Source organism: Pseudoalteromonas sp. S4492 (assembly GCF_005886115.1).
Classification (GTDB): domain Bacteria; phylum Pseudomonadota; class Gammaproteobacteria; order Enterobacterales; family Alteromonadaceae; genus Pseudoalteromonas; species Pseudoalteromonas gelatinilytica.
In genome coordinates, this window is sequence record NZ_PNCP01000022.1 from 88,507 (window position 1) to 107,581 (window position 19,075).

Genomic DNA, 19,075 nt, shown 5'->3' on the forward strand with positions numbered 1-19,075 from the left:
ATTTTAACTCAATAACTTACTTACCAAATAGCAATTCCCAAAAACCTGGCGGCTCATGGAGCTCATGGTATTTTTTACGTAGCTCATCAATAGATTTAAGCGGCGCTTTTGCTGCTTCAAGGCCACGAGTCGTTGCAAGTTGCTTAGCTTGCTTTGCTTGATTTATGACTTTATCAAGCCCTTCTAAAGACGCCGTTTTATGCTGTTTAAAATCAGCTGTTTTGGCTGTCTCTAACAACTCAATAAATTCATCAATAGCGGTATTAAAGGTAGCTAAATCAGTTGCTCGCACTGAGTTTTTATAAGCAAGCCCCATGTTTTTCATATTGGCCTCAAGGTCAATATTGTTGGCCGCGCTCAGACTGGAAAAAACGATTAAAAAACTAATAAAAATGGCTTTCATACACTCTCAACCAAATACAAATTATGCACCCATTATAAAGCGAAACGCTACGTAAACCTAATGCCATTAAAATACCGAATACAGCAACAAAGTAAATATTCTGTAACCACCTTTTCACAACAAACAAAAAACACCTGAACCCCACAAAGAACCTAACACACTGTTTAAATTGAAATTAGATGTGTACAAATTGATACGTAGTTTTTGTTTGCAAATAATAGGGACAATGATAAAGTGCACCGCGTTAACATTTTAAGAACAACTGTTAACAACCCTTTAAGGGATAAAATAAAAACTAACAGGTGAAACAATGAAAAAACATAACATCTTAGGTGCAAGTATTAAGCTTGCCCTGTGCACATCTGCACTTGCAATTTCAGGTCAGTCATTTGCTGCTGATGAAGAAGGTGTACAAACAATCGACCGTATCGAAGTAACAGGTTCTCGTATTTTACGTGAAGGTGCTATTGCACCTGCACCAGTGACCGTGATCAGTGGTGATGACTTAATTAATACTGGTGCTGTTAATATCGGTGAAGCGCTTAATAAATTACCAGCTCTTGGTAATACGTTTTCGCTTTCAAACTCTGGCCGTTACATCGGTACTGCGGGTTTAAGCATTCTTGATTTACGTAATATGGGTACTGACCGTACGCTGGTACTTGTCAATGGTAAGCGTCACGTTTCTAGCTCTGCAGGCTCTCAATCAGTTGATACAAATACAATTCCAAGCACATGGGTTGAGCGTGTTGAAATCATCACAGGTGGTGCATCAGCTGTATACGGTGCCGATGCTGTAACAGGTGTAGTTAACTTCATTCTTAAAAAGAACATCGAAGGTTTTAGCGCGAGTGTTACTCGAGGCGAATCTGATCTAAGCGATTATAGCAACGAAAAAGCAACATTCTCTTACGGCACTAACTTCGATAATGACCGCGGTAACGTGGCATTCTCTGTTGAGTATTCTGGCCAAGATACTTTAAATGCGTTAGACCACCCTTGGACTGATGGCTCTTACCGCAATATGCGCAACACTGCGCAAACAGCAGAAAACAAAGATGATCCTGCTTTCCCTGACTACATTTATACGCCAAATGCAGGCTACTATGCGATTAATAACGCAGGTGTATTCGCGCTAAGTAATGGCTTTGTAAATTCATTTAACCCAGATGGTACTTATCGTGAACTTAACATTGGCGACCAAGTGGATGGCCTTGCATGTGCTAACTGTGATTCATTTAACCTAGCACAGTTCAACCAAATTCAACCTGAATTTGAACGCTACAACATAAACTTCAAAGCGAACTATGATATCGCAGAAAACATGAATGCGTATCTTGAAGCTAAATACGTAAATAGCGAAGGTCAGAGCATTGGTCAGCCAGCATTCTTCTTCTTTAACCCAAATAACAGTATCAAGATTGATAACCCTTACCTTGATTCAAGCGTTAAAGATCTAATGGAACAAGAAGGTGTTAGCTCAATCATGGTTAACCGCATGATGACTGATTTAGGTCGTCGTGTTGAAGACAATACACGTGAAACGACTCGTTTTGTTGCAGGTTTAAAAGGCACTGTATTCACAGATTGGGAATTAGATGCGTCAGTTGTATATGGTCAAACTGATTTAGAGCGTGTTAATGGCGCTAACATGATCATGGCAAACTACTACAATGCCCTTGATGCTGTAGATGATGGTTCAGGCAATGTTGTTTGTCGCAGCGAAGAAGCGCGTGCTGAAGGTTGTGTCCCTGTTAATATCATGGGCTTCGGTGCACCAAGCCAAGAAGCGATTGATTACATCAATACTGTTTCAGTAGGTACTTCAAAGATTACCCAAACAGTTGTGTCTGCTTCACTTGCAAATTCAGCAATTTATGAATTACCAGCTGGTTATATTGGTTTTGCAGCGGGTGTTGAATACCGTAAAGAAGAAAGCGAAACTAAAGAGCCAGACAACGCAGCCGGTACCTTCTTTAACGCGCTTGGCGAAGACAAAGGTGAGTTTGACGTAAACGAAATTTACTTCGAAGCATCAATCCCACTTCTTGCTGACTTGCCACTTGTACAAGACTTAGTACTCGATACAGCGGTACGTTACGCTGATTACAGCACAATTGGTAATGCAACAAGTTGGAAACTTGGTTTAGATTGGACAGTTAACGATCAACTACGAGTACGTGCAACGCAATCTGAAGCACTTCGCGCGCCAAACATTGGCGAAATCTTTGGTGCACCAAGCCAAACATTCTACAGTGTTGACGATCCGTGTTTAGCTGACAACCTAAATGATTTACAAAACTCAGAAGTACGCCGCGCGAACTGTGCTGCCCTTGGTGTACCTGCTGATTTTGAATCAGATTACGATGCACAAACCCTTGAAGGTTTAGTAAGTGGTAACCGAGACGTGAAAGGCGAAGAATCAACCAGTACAACAATTGGTTTTGTTTACCAACCTTCATTCATTGAAAACGCAGTAGTGACAGTTGACTACTGGAAAATTGAGCTTGAAGACGCGATTTCAACCATCGGTTCACAAGACATTCTTGACCGCTGTGTGGATGCAGAAGGTGGTATTAATAACCAATACTGTAACCTGATCACGCGTGATAGCAGCTCACATGAAATTACACTTATTCAAAACTCAGTTCTGAACGTGTCTGGTCAAGAAGCATCAGGTGTTGACTTCGAATTAGGTTATGACTTTGATGCACTAGAAGGCAACTTCTCAACACGTTTAATTGGTACGTACTTAATCGAGCGTAAAACCTTCCCATTCCAAGACCAAACTAGCGACTACTATGAGTACGCTGGCACAACCGGTGAAGCGAAATGGCAAGCAAACCTTTCAATTTCGTATAAGCGTGATGGCTTCTTTACAACGTTTGATACACGTTATCTAGATGAAGTGAGCCTTTACACTGACCAAGAACTTGCAGATAACCCGAATCCAAATAGCTTAATGACATTTGGTACTTACGTTATCTCTGATGCAACAATTGGTTATAACTTTGAAAATGGTTTTGGTGTGAAGCTGGGTGTAGATAATATCTTCAACCGCAAACTTCCATACGGTACGTTAGGTACAGGTTCTGGTAGTGCGAGTTACGATAACATCGGTCGTTTCGGCTACTTAAGACTATCTTACGATTTCTAATCGTAAAATATTTGATTCTCTTGGGGCTACACATTTGTGCAGCCCTTTTTCTATCCGGTATTAAAAATACTATCCAATTCCAATCATTTACTTAAAACCTGACAATTCAAGCTATACTCTTCCCTATCGGCCTTTTAACCTAATAAGACTATGCTTAAAGCGGTATTTTTCACTATCTGCCTATTTTGCTTACCGAGTGTTTTTGCCAAGCAAAGTATTATTTTTATAAACCCCGGTCATGCCGATACCAATGTCACGGGCCCGTTTTGGTTTGAAGTGTCGCAGTTGATGCGTGACGCTGCCAAAGACTTTGATCTCGATTTAACGATTCATTATGCCAACCGGAATCATATTGAAATGAAGTCATTAGTGGCTAAGGCGCTTAAAGCTAAGCCAGATATGTTGATTTTAGTTGATGAGAAAAGTGTGCTTACCCAACAACTTTTGAGCTTAAAGCACATCTCTACGCCCATCTATTTTTTACTTAACCGCCCATCAGAACAAGAACTAAACCGTTTGATTGATCAGGGTATTAATATCGCAGGTAGCGTGGTGCCCGATAATAAACAAGCGGGGCAACTATTAGCCGATAAGCTAATAGAACAAACGCAGCACACGGCTAATATTTTCGCGATAAATGGTGATTACACGACCCATGCAGCACTTGATAGAGAGCATGGTTTAGAGCAAAGTGTTCAAACGCATGATAATGCGACTATCACCGCGAAAACAGTTGCCAACTGGTCAGCAACACAAGCGTATCGCCAGAGCCTCGGCTATTTTAGCCATCAACCAAGTATTAATATTGTTTGGGCTGCCAACGATGCCATGGCAATAGGGGCGATTGCAGCGCTTGATGAGTTAAACAAACGCAAAGATGTAAGGGTTGGTGCAATAAATTGGCCACTTAGCGTTGTAGCAGAAAAAATAGACGTCACTATCGGCGGTCATGTTACGTTGGGGGCGTTTGCTTTGGTAAATATTTATGATTTACTGAATAAGCACGCAACCGGACCTATGCATCATGAAGTGGCCATTTTCAGCCAACATAACGAACAAACGCTCAAGCTAGTTGAACAAATTCACAGTGATAACTTAGCAATTAACTTTCGCGTTTTCAGTAAAGCGAATAAAAATCCCCTTCCCTTTTGTGTTGAATCACTTCTCTTAGAGGCAACAAAAAGCGCACTGTAAAGGGCGTTGACAGTGCGCTTTTAAAGGGTTTAAAGCTATAGTGATTGTAAAAAGCTAATTAACTGAGCTCTTTTTTCACTGCTAAGCTCTGTAAATTCACGCTTACTTTTTTCAGCTTCACCACCATGCCATAAAATCGCTTCTTCAAGTGTGGCTGCGCGCCCATCATGTAAGAAACCTGCGGCAGGGTTAACTGTTTTCGTTAAACCAATCCCCCAAAGCGGACGCGTTTTCCACTCACGGCCTGTTGCCATAAAATCACGACGGTTATCAGCAAGCTCTTCACCCATGTCATGTAACAACATGTCGGTAAATGGCCAAATTTCTTGCCCTTTTACAGCCGCAGGCGCTGCAATACCGCCCAACAATAAAGCGGCACCATTTGCGGTTACAAAACGAGGCGTATGACAACCAGTACAGTTTAATTCGTTGAATAAACGTGCACCGGCTTTAACATCTTCGTCGGCAACATTACGACGAGCTGGCACAGCAAGCGTTTCTGCGTAAAACACGACCGTATCAGAAAACTCATCACTCGCTTCTGGCAATCCTTGCTCATCAGAACCGGTATCTTGATAGTTAGTACGAGATAAATAACTTTCGTGCATTAATGTATTAGCAATGCTTTCTTCAGGGAACAATGAGTTGGTTACCCCCATGTCACCACGCAGTGCACCTAGTGATTGCTGTCTGACTGATGGTGTACTGGCTTTCCAACCAAATCGTCCAAGTGACACAGGGTTTTCATCACCCGCTTGAGCCTTAACAGCATCAAATACCCAGTTTGCTTTACCAGAAATTCCATCGTTGTCGGCATCATCAACATCTTCAAGGGCTAGAATATCTTGCTCTTCAATCGCTTCAAGCAATCCAAGACCAAAGACAGGCATGCCATTACGGGCACTAAAACGTACATCTTCATTGGCAAGGGCACTTAAACTGAAGTTTTCAGGTGAGTCCCATGCATTGTCGATAGTAAATACCGGCTTTTTCAACGTGACAGTACTACCATCCGGGTAGCTAAACTCCGTGTAATCATAGCTTAGATATACATCAGCTTGGCCACCAAAATTATGCGTTTGCCAGTCTTCACGGGCTTGTAAAATCCCCCGATGAAAGAGTTGATCCCCAAACCCTTCAACGCCTGTAACCTGACAAAAATCATTGACACTACTTGGCATTTCACACACGCCATCAGCTAAGCTAACGCGTAAAAAGATCCCTGCATCATTCGCTAACTTCACAGTTTGCTGTTCAGCGGTTGGAACAATGGTACTTGGGCGACCATCTCGTTGGTGACAAGCATTACAGTTATTGTTATTAAAAACAGGCCCTAAACCATCGAGTTCCGGGTGTGCATCATTCGGGGCTGTCGTAAAGGATGTTTCAAAATTAGCATCGCCAGTTAAGTGAATATCGAGTTCTGAATCACTTAAATTAGGCATAGGTGTAGAGAAACCATGGCCTGAATTATTGGTATCGAGGGCTGTCGCATCACCTGCCAAGGCAACGACATCAATATAATTTGGATCAGTTTCGCTGCTTGTTGGGGGTGGTGTTGTCGTTTCGGTCGCGCTTTTATCGCTGGTTTTACTTCCACATGCCACTAAAGATATGGCTGTGAAAGCAAATAGAATTGGTTTAATTGCTTTTACATTCATGACGGTATCTTGTAAAGAGGGGAAGCAGATGCTTCCCCAGCGATTATAAATTCCACTCTTTGATAAGTGGCACAACTTCTTCTTCAAGGGTCGCTTGTAATTCACCTAGCGCATCAATCGCTGTTTGAATTCGAACGCGACCAGCATCATCCTTAATCGCTTGTCTAAATGGCATATCATCTGCGCCTGCAATGGCATCAATCGCTGAAATCGCTGCTGAAATTTGAGTTTCAACTTTCGCTGCTAGTTCAGCGTCACCGGCATTGATAAATGCTTTAAGACCTGGGCTGTCGTTTTCATCGCTGAATGTGCCTAAAAACACATTTTGTACACCAACAATGTTGTTGCTAAAGTCAGTTAATGAGTTCCAGCTATATTGTGATTCAACCAATGATGTGTCAGCTGTGTCTTTGCTAGTACCAAATGGTTCTGCAATTTTACCGTTACCTACCTCATCAACAATACCGATAACCCCATTGACTAACTCTTCGATAACACCTAACTCAGATGAGTATTTATCATTGCCCGGTGTTAATAAATAATCTTTATAAGCAGGTTCATCATCCGCATTTGCAGAGATAACCCATGCATCAACAAGGCTTTGTGTATGAATATTAAATACTTCAGCACATGCAATTAAGTATTCCATTTCACGCACATTCATTTCGTCAATTGACTTATCGTTATCTTCAACGCCATTACCGAATAATAAAAACTCCATGGTGTGGAAACCTTGTACACCATCGTCAAAGTTCTTCACATTATCAGCAGAGAACGTTGTGTTACTTGCAAGTAGTGCTTCTAAATCAGCGGTATTCAGTGGCCAAGTATCAAGATGTGGATCAATTGATAAACTATCAACAGGACCAAAGATATGTGACTCTCCTTGCTCCCAGAATACACGTGCATCTTTCCAAGCTTGTTGAGCAGCAGCCAGCGCAGCTGCGTTTTTGTTTTCTAATAATGTGAGTGTCGCGTTATGTAGAACCGTTGCCTTGCTGTTTAGCATTTCGTAACCATCAACAATTACTTGCTCAGTTACGTTTTCAATTAAGTCAGTTGCATCATAGCTAAAGCCTGTTACTTCAGTAACGGGTGTGCTTGTATCTGAAGAATCATCCGAAGAAGACGAACCACATGCAACAAGTGTTGACGCTAAAATGACAGCTGTGATGCTGTTTAATACAGTTTTCATCCCAAGGTTCCTTTATAGTTCTGTTGAAAATTTATAGCCAAGAGAGGCGCTAAAGTGAGTCGTGTCATCGATATCGTCTTGTGCGTAATAACGTTGACCGCCCTGAAGTTTTAGAATTAAGTTTTTGTTTGGAAGGTAATTTAAACCAAAGTTAAGCTCACGAATGTCGTAACGATGGATAGCCGCACCACTGGCCACTTCAAGCATTGGATTGGCATAATCAAACGAGGTAAATACATACAGCGGCGAAGATAAATCAAACAGCCCCTGCATATTATAAGCGGCTTCTACAAATGCAGATTCAGCTTTGCTACCAAGCTGTGCAAAGCTTCCCGGACGAAGACCCGGCGTAGTTTTATTAGCAGCAGTGATAGCAACTGAGTCTTCTAACTCGCCATATAAGTACTGACCACGGAACACAAGATCATCTAACGTCCATGCACCATGTAACCCGAGAATAGACACGTTTCCATCCACATCAAGTTTGCCCTGATTGCGACGGTTATCAGATGTATTTGCCGAATAGTAACTAACCCCAAAACCTTTACCGGCTTTAACATTGCCATAATCAAGGCGTAATGTGAGCGCTAAATCATCTGCGGTATTTTCTTCAAAGCGTTGCTGTGCACCACCCGCGACCCAATTAGTGGAACGGAAGTATTCAGAGTTAAGACCCGTCGTCACCAATGTTTGCAGTGTAAAGTCAGACCAACGAGAAATTAAGTTAACCCCAGTTTCATGCCAAACTTGCGGGATCATAGTTGCCTCACCCCAATGGCGAGTCGTGGTAAAGTATTGATCAGGCTTGTTTAAGTCTGTGCCTAAGCCTACCGGAACATATATATGACCAAACTTGACTGTAAAGTTAGGGTTATATTCATATTCTAGCTGTAGCTTTTCGACAATAACTTCACCACCCGCTTCAACTTCTGATTCAAATTCGCCAAATTCTTCAAAGCCGTCGTATTCAAGCGTGGTACCTGTACCGCCGTGTTCATACTCAAGTTCAAATTCGACTTTCCATTTATCATCAATTTCATATTCGAACTCAGTAACAACACGCTCTAAATCTGTTGTGGCGCGGCGCTCTGGAGAAGTATCTTGAACGTTGGCAAATACTTCGTCATTTTTATAAAGCAAAGTACCGTAGCTTTTAAAAGTAAGTTTTGATTCTTTTTTGCTTGCGACTGTAGCAACGGGTGCTGCCTGCTCAGTAACAACTGGGGCTTTTTGTTGCACTGCAACTTGCTGGGTGTTTTTTGCTTCTAATTGACTTTTTAAGTAATCAATCGCTTTTTGTTGTTCAAGGAGTTGTTGTTGAAGTTTTTCGAGTTGAGCTTGCATGTCATCATTTGCAACACTGTATAGTGGAGTCAAAGCCAATGACACAGCGAGAGAGAGTACTGCTTTCTTCATTGTAAAACGCACCTAAAAATAAAAGCAGAATGATAATAGTTGCTTTTTACATTGTAAATATTGTTAACCATATTTTTTGAGAAAAAAGGTAATTTAGATTAAATAAGCCTTATTTACTAAGACGATTTCACTATAAATTAGGGCGAAGTGATAATTTGGTGTGTAATAAGGTAGTATTGTACGATAATTCTGAATTATTTGTTAACAAGCAAACCCTATGGTGGGCTTGCTTGTTAACGAACGGATTTGCATGAAAAGTTTATTTATTACTGAGCCAAACCGCTTGGTAAGGAGCCAAAGACAAGGTTTGAGTATGTTCTGCAATCACTTCTGCGGTGATCAGATCTTTCCACTGCTCTGTTTCTATTAAGTTCAAATCAGCAAGGGTGAGTGTTTGTACCTCATCACTAATGTTATAAACACAAAACATGCTCTGTGAACGGTTAATACTTTGTCGCCAAAAACCAAATAACCCCTCGCTTAAATGCAACGTATATTGGGTTGCATTAGGGTGAAATGCACTTTGTGCCTTACGAATAGCCATTAGGTTTTTCATCGCTTTAAACACAGTACGATGATGAGCATTTTCGTTACTCAGCTTTGCCAATAAATCAGATTCCTGCCAACGGTGACGGTTAATCGCTCGGTTATGCTGGCTATTTTCAAAGCGATCATAATCGTTGGTAGTACCAAGTAGACTATGAATATACAAACCAGGAATACCTTCAAGCGCAAACATAATGGCATGCGCACATAAAAAGCGAGCAACACCCCACTTATCAGGGCCTTGATGCGTTCCTTGCAGTGCATCAAATAAGGCAATGTTTAACTCATAAGGAGTATTGGTACCATCTGGTGCAGTACGTAATGAGACTTTGCCGCCATATTTTGCAGTTGTACTTACCATTTCCGCTATTTGCGCTTGATCGAGCAGGCCTTCAACGGGGCGTAAACCAATGCCATCATGAGATGCGATAAAGTTAAAGTAAGCCGTCCCTTGCTGGGCTGGCGGCATACTCATCATCCAATGTTTTAATGCGGTGCTGTCACCACTGAGCAAAGTGTGCAATAACAGCGGTGGCAGTGAGAAATTGTAAATACAGTGCGCTTCGTTGGCATTACCAAAGTACGACAGGTTTTCGCGGTTAGGAATGTTAGTTTCAGTGATAATAATCACATTAGGTTCAACATGCTCTATAAGGGTACGAAGTAACCTGATCACCTCATGAGTTTCAGGTAAGTTGATGCAGCGGGTATTAAGCTTTTTCCATAAAAATGCCACTGCATCAAGACGAAAAATACGTACACCATTATCTAAGTAATGGCGAATTATCCCTACAAATTCATTCAGTACATCTGGGTTGGCAAAATCAAAATCGACTTGGTCATGACTAAACGTACACCACACATGTTGCAAACCATCTTTTGTTTCAACCGCTTGTAAAAGCGGTGATGTACGCGGGCGAACAACTTGCACAAGGTCGTCACTCGGCTTCGCGGTTTTAAAGTACCCTTTCCCCGGCTCTTTGCCTTGAATAAAGTTTTCAAACCAAACGCTGCGGCTTGAACAATGGTTAATCACTAAATCGGCCATCAACCTGACATCCGCTGAAATATCGCGAATATGCTGCCAATTGCCAAGCGCTTCATTCACTTGCACATAGTTCATCACTGCAAAACCTTCGTCGGAGCTATATGGGTAAAACGGCAAAATATGCAGGGCATTGAGTTCAGGCAAACACTGGTTTTTAACAAAGCGATGCAAGGTATGCAAAGGCGGCTCTTCAGGCTTAGCAACCGCGTCATCCGTATTAGCATGACGAATGATAGAATCACCATAAGCGATTAAAATCATATCTTGCTCATCCCAACGGTTTTTATGTGGCGTCGGGTCACGAACAGGATCATCACCTTGCATCGTATTGATCAGCCTGTCGGCAAGTTGTTCAAGGGTTGTTGGTAGTTCAACCTCAGCATAAATACACGTTAAATGCTGTATAACCCGTTGTTGCAAAAGCTCTAAAGTCACGTGCCTTCCCCGTTAAATATAATCTTTGTTATCAAGCTCTACGGCTTCTTCTAAGCGAGCAAATACATCTGGCATTGCCGAAGCAACTCGGTTCCAACTCGGCACAAACGGTGCTTCCATTGGGTTTTCTAAAAAGTGCTGACCCGCATTCATGATATTCTGTGCAAACATTTCGACCGCTTTTTCTTCATGGTGAATATCAAGTGTTAAGCCATTCATCAGCGCATCATTGTGATAGGTTTCAATAAAATCGAGTGCGATACGGTAATAGGTTGCTTTTAACGACCGAATTGTTTCACTGGTAAAGGTAACCCCCTGCGTAGCCAACTTCCTGAATAAAGCTTTGGTAATATCAATCGACATTTTTGACAAGCCTGCCGCTTGGTTTTCTAGCGATAGGTCTTGGTGTTTATGATCATAGTTATCAGCAATATCGACCTGACACAAACGGTTATGCGAGTAGTTACGATACATCTCTGATAACACGCCAATTTCGAGACCCCAGTCACTTGGAATACGAATATCGTTGAGTACATCACGGCGGAATGAAAACTCACCCGCTAATGGGTAGCGAAACGAATCCATGTATTCTAAATAATCGTTGCTGCCTAAAATTGTTTTAAATGAACGCAATAATGGGGTTACCAGCAAACGTGACACGCGACCATTAATTTTGCCCTCAGCGGTGCGCGGGTAAAACCCTTTACAAAATTCATAGTTAAAACGAGGGTGAGCAACGGGGTAAATTAAGCGTGCTAAAAGCGCTCTGTCGTAAGTCAAAATATCGCAGTCATGCAGCGCAATTGACTCAACTTTTGAGGTTGCCAACTTATAGCCCATGCAATACCAAACATTGCGACCTTTACCTAGCTCTCGTGGGGCAACGCCCAATTTTTGTAGTTCTTTATCAAGAGCCTGTAAACGCGGACCATCATTCCAAAGTACTTTATGAGGCTGATCAAGCTCCGCAAAAAACTGCAGGGCATGACGATATTGGCTTTCATCAGCGCGATCTAAGCCAATGGTAATTTGCGATAAATAAGGTACATGTTTCAGTTCTGCAATTATGTTTTGCAATGCGGGTCCTTCTAGCTCACTGTAAAGCGAAGGTAAAATTAGGCCCATTGGGCGTTGTTTTGAAAAGCCCAACAACTCTTTTTCTAGTTCTTCTACTGGGCGGTCAGCAATATTGTGTAAGGTCGTGATAATGCCATTTTGATAAAAATCAGCCATGAGATTGCTCCTGTTTTGCTGCAAAACGCGCTTTGATGATAGTTAACGCAGAAACTTCTTGAACCCAACCTGCTGGGGCTGGTTTTTCGCTGAGCTGCCATGCTTTTTGTAATATTTGTGATTGCACTTGGCTGCCAGGATTATTGATTAAAATAGCAGTGTCAGCCGCTTTTAGCATGGCTACATCGTTTTGACTGTCGCCAAGGGCAATCACAGTAAATGGATTGCGATAGGCTTTTTTGAACTGATTTAACAGCCATTTTTGTGCAAGCCCTTTGTTGTTGCCTTTGGTTAAATGGATAAATCGCCCGCCAACAAGTACTTCGTAGCCTGCTTGGCTCATTGCATCTATCAAACCTTGCTTTTCTTCATTGCTGCCAGAGAAACAAACCGGATCTGAATATTGACGCTTTAAAGCCAGTTCACTTTTATCGACGGGGAGTCCTGTTAACTCGGCTATTTCTTGTGCACTAAATTGACTAAATAAGCGTACACAATGGCTAAATTGACTGGCATATTGTTTAAGATCTTCATGCAATTTATCGGTACTTTGCGTCATGGCAAAGCGCCAATAACCTTTATATTCATCACAGCCAATCGGCTTTACTTTAAAATAGTCTTTCGGGATATAAACAGCCGCACCATTTTCCACAATAAAAGGTTGGTGATGATCCAAACCTTTTTGAATATCAGTGACTTCAGCAAAGGTTTTGCTGGTATTAAAAATCACATTGACACCGGTATCATTCAACTTTGCCAAAAATGGTTTGATCACCTCACACTCGTAACTGTCGTGATCGAGCAATGTCCCATCTAAGTCAGTAAATATAAGTGGTTGAGCAATTTGGTCGGCCAGCAGTTCCATCTTGGTGATATCACGCTCGGTATCGAGCAATAATAGCGCATCAACGCTGTGGGCTAGGGTGGCTAAGTTTTCACGCGTAATCCGTTCAAAATGAGAGATAAAACGCTTTAAGCTCACTTCGTCAAATGTGCCCTGCCCCTGACCTTTTTTGGCAATTAACTTATGCTCTTGCTCTAAGCGCCACGCATACACATCTTCGAATGAAGGCGCTTTTAACATAATGGTGTAATCAGCCATTGCGAATACATGTTGATATTCATTTGCTAGGCAGCTATTTACGCAGCGGCGCCAAATGCCGTCGGCATCTTCTAGTTGTTCTAATTCATTTACCGGGGTTTGTAGTTGATAAGGCTGCTGGGGCGTACTGGCTACACACCAGCCTTCAAAAAACACGATATCAATCGGCTTTTGGTTGCTCGGCCACTGGTCTTTTGGCACTGGATCATCCGTTAGCTTATCAAATTGAGGTAATGGCACGCCCACTTTACCAGCCAACAAAGCTGATAAAGTTTGTTCCATTAATTGCGTATCATGTGTACCCGGTACACCACGACTCGCAAACAAGGGATGAACATCTTTAGCAAGCTCATTGCGCGCATCACGACTTAAATAAAAGTCATCGATTGATAATGACACGCTATTAAATTCGGTATTGCTATTTACCCAAGTCACTAAGAAATCAGCGAGGGTTGTTTTGCCTGAGCCTTGGCAGCCGTTAATAGCCACCAGCATTGTTTGGCCGGTCATTTTTGCGCTCAAGATATCGTGCGCGAGGGGTATAAAAAACTGCTCACTTAAGTATTGATACTTGAGTGGTAACTGATGCTTTGCTAAAAACGGGGTAATATCCACAACATTTGCCTCTTGCATAATCGCTCCTACCAGTATGACATAGAGATAAATGCAGTTAGTAGACCAGTTTTATAATTCCTTATTTTTTAAATGGTTACAAAAAAAGCGCATATTTAATGCGCTTTTTTGGTGCAATATTCAAGCAGTATTTAAGTTCTAATCAGCTTGTTGCACTGCTTTGGGGAGAACAGCATTTAAGATAATCCCCAAAATTGCGCATAAGCTCACACCTTGTAAACTAAACTCATCACCACCGATATGCATGCCACCAATACCAAACACTAAAATCAGTGCGACGATAGTCAGATTACGAGGCGCGGTAAGGTCTTCACCTGATTTTACTAAGGTATTTAAACCTACAACGGCGATAGAACCAAACAGCAAAATCATGATGCCGCCCATCACAGGAACCGGAATAGTTTGTAAACCCGCGCCCATTTTTGCCACAAACGCGAGCACAATTGCGATAATTGCCGTCCAAAGCATCACGCGAGGGTTGAAGTTACGCGTAAGCATTACCGCCCCCGTTACTTCAGAGTACGTTGTATTAGGTGGACCACCAAAAACTGATGCCGCAGAGGTTGCTAAGCCATCACCAAATAAAGTGCGGTGTAAACCTGGTTTCTTTAAATAGTCTTTACCCGTGACTTGGCTAATAGCCATCATATCGCCAATATGTTCAATAGCGGGCGCAATGGCCACCGGCACCATAAACAAAATAGCTTGCCACTTAAACTCAGGGTAAGTAAATGCCGGCACAGCAAACCAGTTTGCTTCAGTAACCGCATTAAATTCAACAATTCCTAAAAAGAGCGAAGCTAGGTAACCTGCAACCACACCTGCAAGAATAGGAATAAGTTTAAATACACCTTTGCCCCATACCGCAAAAATCAGCGTAACCAGTAATGATAAACCAGATACCCAAATTGCTTGCTCATAAGGAACTAATTGTGCACTGCCATCCCCTGCTTTACCCATTGCCATATTCACAGCGACGGGGGCTAAGGCTAAACCAATCACCATGATCACAGGGCCAACAACCACAGGTGGTAACACTTTATGCAGCGCATTCACGCCTTTAAATTTTACAATCAAGCTAAGCGCAAAATAGCAAAAGCCTGCCACCATTAAACCACCCATAGTTGCGGGAATGCCCCACATTTGTACCGAGGCGATAATAGGTGCAATGAAAGCAAAAGATGATGCTAAAAAGATGGGAACTTGGCCTTTGGTAACCACATGAAACAGTAAAGTTCCTAAACCTGCAGTAAATAAAGCCACATTAGGATCAAGGCCTGTAAGTAACGGCACAAGTACCAGTGCGCCAAATGCGACAAACAGCATTTGCGCGCCAGTTAGAATGGTTTTTAACGAAAATGTTTGATGATTTTCCACGTGAGCGCCTTACACTGTGCCAAAAATCTTGTCACCGGCATCTCCTAAGCCTGGAATGATATATCCTTTTTCGTTTAAGTGACTGTCTAGAGATGCTGTGAAAATTTCAACATCTGGGTGCGCTGCAAGGGTTTTTTCTACGCCTTCTGGTGCTGCCACTAATACAATCACTTTAATATCTTTACAGCCTGCTTTTTTCAGCATATCGATAGTTGCGATCATTGAACCACCGGTTGCCAGCATTGGATCAATAACAAGGCTTAAACGCTCATCAATTTTACCAACCAGCTTTTCAAAGTAAGGTACTGGCTCTAATGTTTCTTCGTTACGCTGAAGACCAACAACACTTACTTTTGCAGCAGGTAATAACTGCATAACACCATCCATCATACCAAGGCCGGCACGAAGAATAGGCACAACAGTAATTTTTTTACCTTTGATATGCTCTACATCTAATGTTGAACCATCCCATCCAGTGATTTGTACGCTTTCTAATGGTAGGTTTTTTGTTGCTTCGTAAGTAAGCAAGGTACCTACTTCAGACGCCAGCTCACGGAAACTTTTTGTGCTAATACCTTGCGCGCGCATAAGGCCAAGTTTGTGTTGAACTAACGGATGAGTAATTACATGGATAGACATAAGTAGAACCTAAATGAAATAAATTACGCCTATTTTAGCGCAAAATAGTCTTCTCGACTGCAAAAAATGCATGTTCACCGCATTAATTCTTTGAATTGGTCTAATATTATACAGCACCTTGCAAATATTAATTTTTTTGCAACAACACGCACCGGCAATGTTTAACAATTCATTTATTTTTGGGCCTGCAGTAATGAAAACGCTTATCTTCACTTCGATACTCCTTCTGTGTATTTGCTTACCAGCCCACAGTGAAACACTCGATATTCAAGTTATGGCTGACTTTGTTCCGCAAGATGGCGGTAACCCTGAAAATGAGGCCACCACGTTTTTGCTGGCTGCCGCAGCTGAATTAGGCGATGAAATCAGCCTACATTTTATACCTGCAAGCCGCTTAAGAGAGTGGCAGCAACTAAGAAAAATGAACAATGTTTGTTTGTACAATAAATTAAAAACCCCAGAGCGTGAGGTTCATGCTGTGTTTAGTCAGTACCCTCTGATGGCATTTCCTTCAAATAAACTGGTGGTATTTAATAAGCCCACTATTCCAGACGCCATTACCCTACTACAAGCTATCTATTACTACGACTTAACAATAGGGGTCACCAAAGGCCGTTCTTACTCAGAAGAGATTGATAAGTTTGTCCGTTTAAATGATGAGCACTTTTTCATACTCGATGGGGCAACAAATGCACCAAGGCTTGGGCAAATGTTATTTCAAAATAAAATTGATGCCGTTTTAGAATACCAAACTGTATTTAGCAACCGTTATAAACGAGCTCCGGGAATGAGTAGTATTCGTTACCTCAGCCTTAAACCAGAAAAAGCCGCGGTGTTTGGTTATATTGCTTGCTCACCAACAGAGGTCGGCAAACAAGCAATCGCGCTGTTCGACAAAGCGCTTAAAACAGAAAAAGTACGCACTTTAATTAGTGAGCGTTTAATGACGCTATTTCATGAAGGTGAAAACACACAAATTGTAAATGCCTTCAATGCAGCGTTTGAGCACTAAGCCGATAAAATCTGCTCCATAACCCAACTTGTGTGTAATGCAGTTTCACCAGTTGATGGGTGGGGTTGCTGAGCATGAAAATAGTTCGCCATGTTTTCAACATGATATTGTTGAATATGTGCAGGGTTATCAATTACGAGCTGTTGTGCGCCCTGTGCATTGTTAAGCACAATCGGCTTTTCGTCAAAAACACTAAAGCTAAGCTCGCCTTCACTGCCATAAATAATCACATCATCAAAACGATTTGCTGAAGCAAAGTTCCAGCTCCCGGTGCCTGTAACACCCGATTGATGCTGCCAGTGAGCGGTAATAGCATCGAATGCTGAATATAAGCCTTGTTGATTAGCGCATAAACCATGCACCTTATTAAAATCACCTAAAAGGTAAGCAAGTAAATCAAGACCATGGCTGGCTAAATCGTCAAAGTACCCTCCTCGAGCCACGTTTTGATCTGTGCGCCAGTTGTATTCACCCGATAAATCTAGGGCGTTAGGTGCTTTACTTAAATGCCAACTTACATGACGAGGCTTACCAATGGCACCTTGCTCAAGTAATTGTTTAACGTGATTAAAGCGTGGTAATGAACGGCGATAATAAGCCACAAATAGCGGCTGTTTAGCCTCTTTAAACGCTGCGACAATATCAAGGCTATCTTGATAACTTGGCGCCAGTGGCTTTTCAATACAACACGGTTTACCTGCCGCAGCAACCTCAAGAGCATACGCTTTATGGCTATCTGGCGGCGTAGCAATATACACTGCATCAACACTGTTATCGTTAATGAGCTCGCTTGGCGATGCGAACACCTTTGCAATATTATGGCGTTTAGCGTAATCATGGGCTTTTTCTAAGTCGCGGCGTGTCACCCCAATAAGCGCAATACCTTCTGCTTGTTGATAAGCAGGGCCGCTTTTCACTTCGGTTACAGCACCACAGCCGATAATGGCAAATCGCATTGGCTTATTCATTGCTAATCCTTTATTTTTAAGTACGTTACAAATTGCTGCTGCATGTAGCCGTTTATTTTTGCATGTTCTGGGCTCCAACCTGCTAAAAAACGATAAAAATCGCTCCATGCGTAACACCAAAGCGCTCGCCAACTGCTAACAACATGCGCAGGGTTTACATTCGGTTGATAACGTTTTAGTGCCTGTGTAAGGGTGTCAAAATAGCGATTTAAATAGTCATCTGCAACTGATTTTAATGCCGTATCATCTAAGCAACTGCCTAAAAAATACATGACATCAATCACCCCAACACCCTTACCAACATATTGAAAATCATAGCCAAGAACATGCTGGTTTTGTGGCGTAATCGCAAAATTGGCAAGCTTAGCATCACCATGAATTAACGTTTGAAAAGGTGACTCACCCAGCGCTATATCAATAGCGTGCGCCTGCGCTTTTAACCTTAAATCACTCATGCGCTTTAGCTCATCGGGCCGCGTTGCTAAATGCCAGTAACTACCTCGCGGCCAAAGGCCATCGGCAGAGCTTGCTAAATGAAAAGCATGAAAGTGTGCAAGCCAGTTTATAATTGCTTGAATGTCGCTGTGTGTAGCACTTGCTGGCTGGTAGCCAAGCGCACTGAAATCACTAAATACCAGCGCTTGTTTACTGCCCTCTTGTATTGCCTCAATACAGTGGATAGCCGCAGCTTCATGGGGTAATTGCTCAGCGTAATGCCGATACCAATTAAATTCGACTAAGTAAGATTGGCGCTTTCTGGCAAGTGCAAAATCACTTTGTTTAATACGACTATGATTAATCTGGCTAGGCACTTCAATCGCTTTAATTACCGTAGCAGCACCATTCATTTGGCAACGAATAATCTCACCGCATCCGCTCCATACTGATGCCGCTTGCTGTAGCTTTGTAATGTTTGAAAAGTGAGAAGTAACAAATTGCCTAAGATCCATAACGCTCTGTAATTTATATAAACCGATGGCAATGGTAGGTGATATTGGCTATTGGCACAACGGCCTATAGGCAATAAAAAACCCGTGCTAAGCACGGGTTTTCGAA

14 protein-coding genes are annotated in these 19,075 nt (G+C 42.1%); 3 read left to right on the plus strand and 11 right to left on the minus strand.

The window, feature by feature from the left end; all coding sequences use genetic code 11:
- Positions 1-16: 16 nt before the first annotated feature.
- Positions 17-403: a cytochrome b562 gene (locus CWC28_RS06845; RefSeq protein ID WP_062565726.1), complete on the minus strand. Its 387-nt coding sequence runs from the start codon at positions 401-403 to the stop codon at positions 17-19.
- Positions 404-713: 310 nt separating this feature from the next.
- Between CWC28_RS06845 and CWC28_RS06850 the strand changes: the two genes are divergently transcribed.
- Together CWC28_RS06850 and CWC28_RS06855 are read left to right on the plus strand one after the other, a co-directional pair.
- Positions 714-3,560: a TonB-dependent receptor plug domain-containing protein gene (locus CWC28_RS06850; RefSeq protein WP_138624910.1), complete on the plus strand. Its 2,847-nt coding sequence runs from the start codon at positions 714-716 to the stop codon at positions 3,558-3,560.
- A 150-nt stretch (positions 3,561-3,710) separates the two neighbouring features.
- Positions 3,711-4,754, plus strand: a complete 1,044-nt coding sequence (locus CWC28_RS06855; RefSeq protein WP_063707703.1) for an ABC transporter substrate-binding protein — start codon at positions 3,711-3,713, stop codon at positions 4,752-4,754.
- A gap of 35 nt (positions 4,755-4,789) precedes the next feature.
- On the opposite strand, the gene CWC28_RS06860 is transcribed toward CWC28_RS06855, so the two are convergent.
- The 8 genes from CWC28_RS06860 to upp form a co-directional block, all read right to left on the minus strand.
- Positions 4,790-6,415, minus strand: a complete 1,626-nt coding sequence (locus tag CWC28_RS06860) for a di-heme oxidoredictase family protein (protein WP_138624911.1) — start codon at positions 6,413-6,415, stop codon at positions 4,790-4,792.
- 43 nt (positions 6,416-6,458) lie between these two features.
- Complete coding sequence (locus CWC28_RS06865) at positions 6,459-7,610, minus strand: imelysin family protein (RefSeq protein WP_138624912.1); 1,152 nt, start codon at positions 7,608-7,610, stop codon at positions 6,459-6,461.
- Positions 7,611-7,622: 12 nt separating this feature from the next.
- Complete coding sequence (locus CWC28_RS06870; RefSeq protein WP_138624913.1) at positions 7,623-9,026, minus strand: hypothetical protein; 1,404 nt, start codon at positions 9,024-9,026, stop codon at positions 7,623-7,625.
- A 259-nt stretch (positions 9,027-9,285) separates the two neighbouring features.
- Complete coding sequence (locus CWC28_RS06875; protein WP_138624914.1) at positions 9,286-11,055, minus strand: alpha-amylase family glycosyl hydrolase; 1,770 nt, start codon at positions 11,053-11,055, stop codon at positions 9,286-9,288.
- Positions 11,056-11,067: 12 nt separating this feature from the next.
- Positions 11,068-12,288: a glycosyltransferase family protein gene (locus tag CWC28_RS06880; RefSeq protein WP_063707715.1), complete on the minus strand. Its 1,221-nt coding sequence runs from the start codon at positions 12,286-12,288 to the stop codon at positions 11,068-11,070.
- Positions 12,281-14,023 (minus strand): HAD-IIB family hydrolase, encoded by a 1,743-nt coding sequence (locus CWC28_RS06885; protein ID WP_138624915.1) that lies wholly within the window; start codon positions 14,021-14,023, stop codon positions 12,281-12,283. The genes CWC28_RS06880 and CWC28_RS06885 overlap by 8 nt, the downstream gene beginning before the upstream one ends.
- 138 nt (positions 14,024-14,161) lie before the next feature.
- Complete coding sequence (locus CWC28_RS06890) at positions 14,162-15,400, minus strand: uracil-xanthine permease family protein (protein WP_063707719.1); 1,239 nt, start codon at positions 15,398-15,400, stop codon at positions 14,162-14,164.
- A 9-nt stretch (positions 15,401-15,409) separates the two neighbouring features.
- Positions 15,410-16,039, minus strand: a complete 630-nt coding sequence (gene upp / locus CWC28_RS06895; RefSeq protein WP_063707721.1) for a uracil phosphoribosyltransferase — start codon at positions 16,037-16,039, stop codon at positions 15,410-15,412.
- Positions 16,040-16,232: 193 nt separating this feature from the next.
- Here upp and CWC28_RS06900 point away from each other — a divergent pair, with 193 nt between their 5' ends.
- Entirely contained in the window at positions 16,233-17,051 is an 819-nt protein-coding gene (locus CWC28_RS06900) for a hypothetical protein (RefSeq protein WP_138624916.1), read from the plus strand.
- Here CWC28_RS06900 and CWC28_RS06905 read toward each other — a convergent pair.
- On the minus strand, positions 17,048-18,019 hold the full coding sequence (locus CWC28_RS06905; protein ID WP_138624917.1) for a Gfo/Idh/MocA family protein: 972 nt from the start codon (positions 18,017-18,019) through the stop codon (positions 17,048-17,050). The two genes, CWC28_RS06900 and CWC28_RS06905, sit on opposite strands and share 4 nt — an antisense overlap.
- 2 nt (positions 18,020-18,021) lie before the next feature.
- Positions 18,022-18,969: a phosphotransferase gene (locus tag CWC28_RS06910; protein WP_138624918.1), complete on the minus strand. Its 948-nt coding sequence runs from the start codon at positions 18,967-18,969 to the stop codon at positions 18,022-18,024.
- Positions 18,970-19,075: the final 106 nt, after the last annotated feature.

What these genes read in the sequence shown, in the direction of transcription:
- CWC28_RS06845 (WP_062565726.1), bottom strand. Translation starts at nt 403, where the DNA reads ATGAAAGCCATTTTTATTAGTTTTTTAATCGTTTTTTCCAGTCTGAGC.
- CWC28_RS06850 (WP_138624910.1), top strand. Translation starts at nt 714, where the DNA reads ATGAAAAAACATAACATCTTAGGTGCAAGTATTAAGCTTGCCCTGTGC.
- CWC28_RS06855 (WP_063707703.1), top strand. Translation starts at nt 3,711, where the DNA reads ATGCTTAAAGCGGTATTTTTCACTATCTGCCTATTTTGCTTACCGAGT.
- CWC28_RS06860 (WP_138624911.1), bottom strand. Translation starts at nt 6,415, where the DNA reads ATGAATGTAAAAGCAATTAAACCAATTCTATTTGCTTTCACAGCCATA.
- CWC28_RS06865 (WP_138624912.1), bottom strand. Translation starts at nt 7,610, where the DNA reads ATGAAAACTGTATTAAACAGCATCACAGCTGTCATTTTAGCGTCAACA.
- CWC28_RS06870 (WP_138624913.1), bottom strand. Translation starts at nt 9,026, where the DNA reads ATGAAGAAAGCAGTACTCTCTCTCGCTGTGTCATTGGCTTTGACTCCA.
- CWC28_RS06880 (WP_063707715.1), bottom strand. Translation starts at nt 12,288, where the DNA reads ATGGCTGATTTTTATCAAAATGGCATTATCACGACCTTACACAATATT.
- CWC28_RS06885 (WP_138624915.1), bottom strand. Translation starts at nt 14,023, where the DNA reads ATGCAAGAGGCAAATGTTGTGGATATTACCCCGTTTTTAGCAAAGCAT.
- upp (WP_063707721.1), bottom strand. Translation starts at nt 16,039, where the DNA reads ATGTCTATCCATGTAATTACTCATCCGTTAGTTCAACACAAACTTGGC.
- CWC28_RS06900 (WP_138624916.1), top strand. Translation starts at nt 16,233, where the DNA reads ATGAAAACGCTTATCTTCACTTCGATACTCCTTCTGTGTATTTGCTTA.
- CWC28_RS06905 (WP_138624917.1), bottom strand. Translation starts at nt 18,019, where the DNA reads ATGAATAAGCCAATGCGATTTGCCATTATCGGCTGTGGTGCTGTAACC.
- CWC28_RS06910 (WP_138624918.1), bottom strand. Translation starts at nt 18,969, where the DNA reads ATGGATCTTAGGCAATTTGTTACTTCTCACTTTTCAAACATTACAAAG.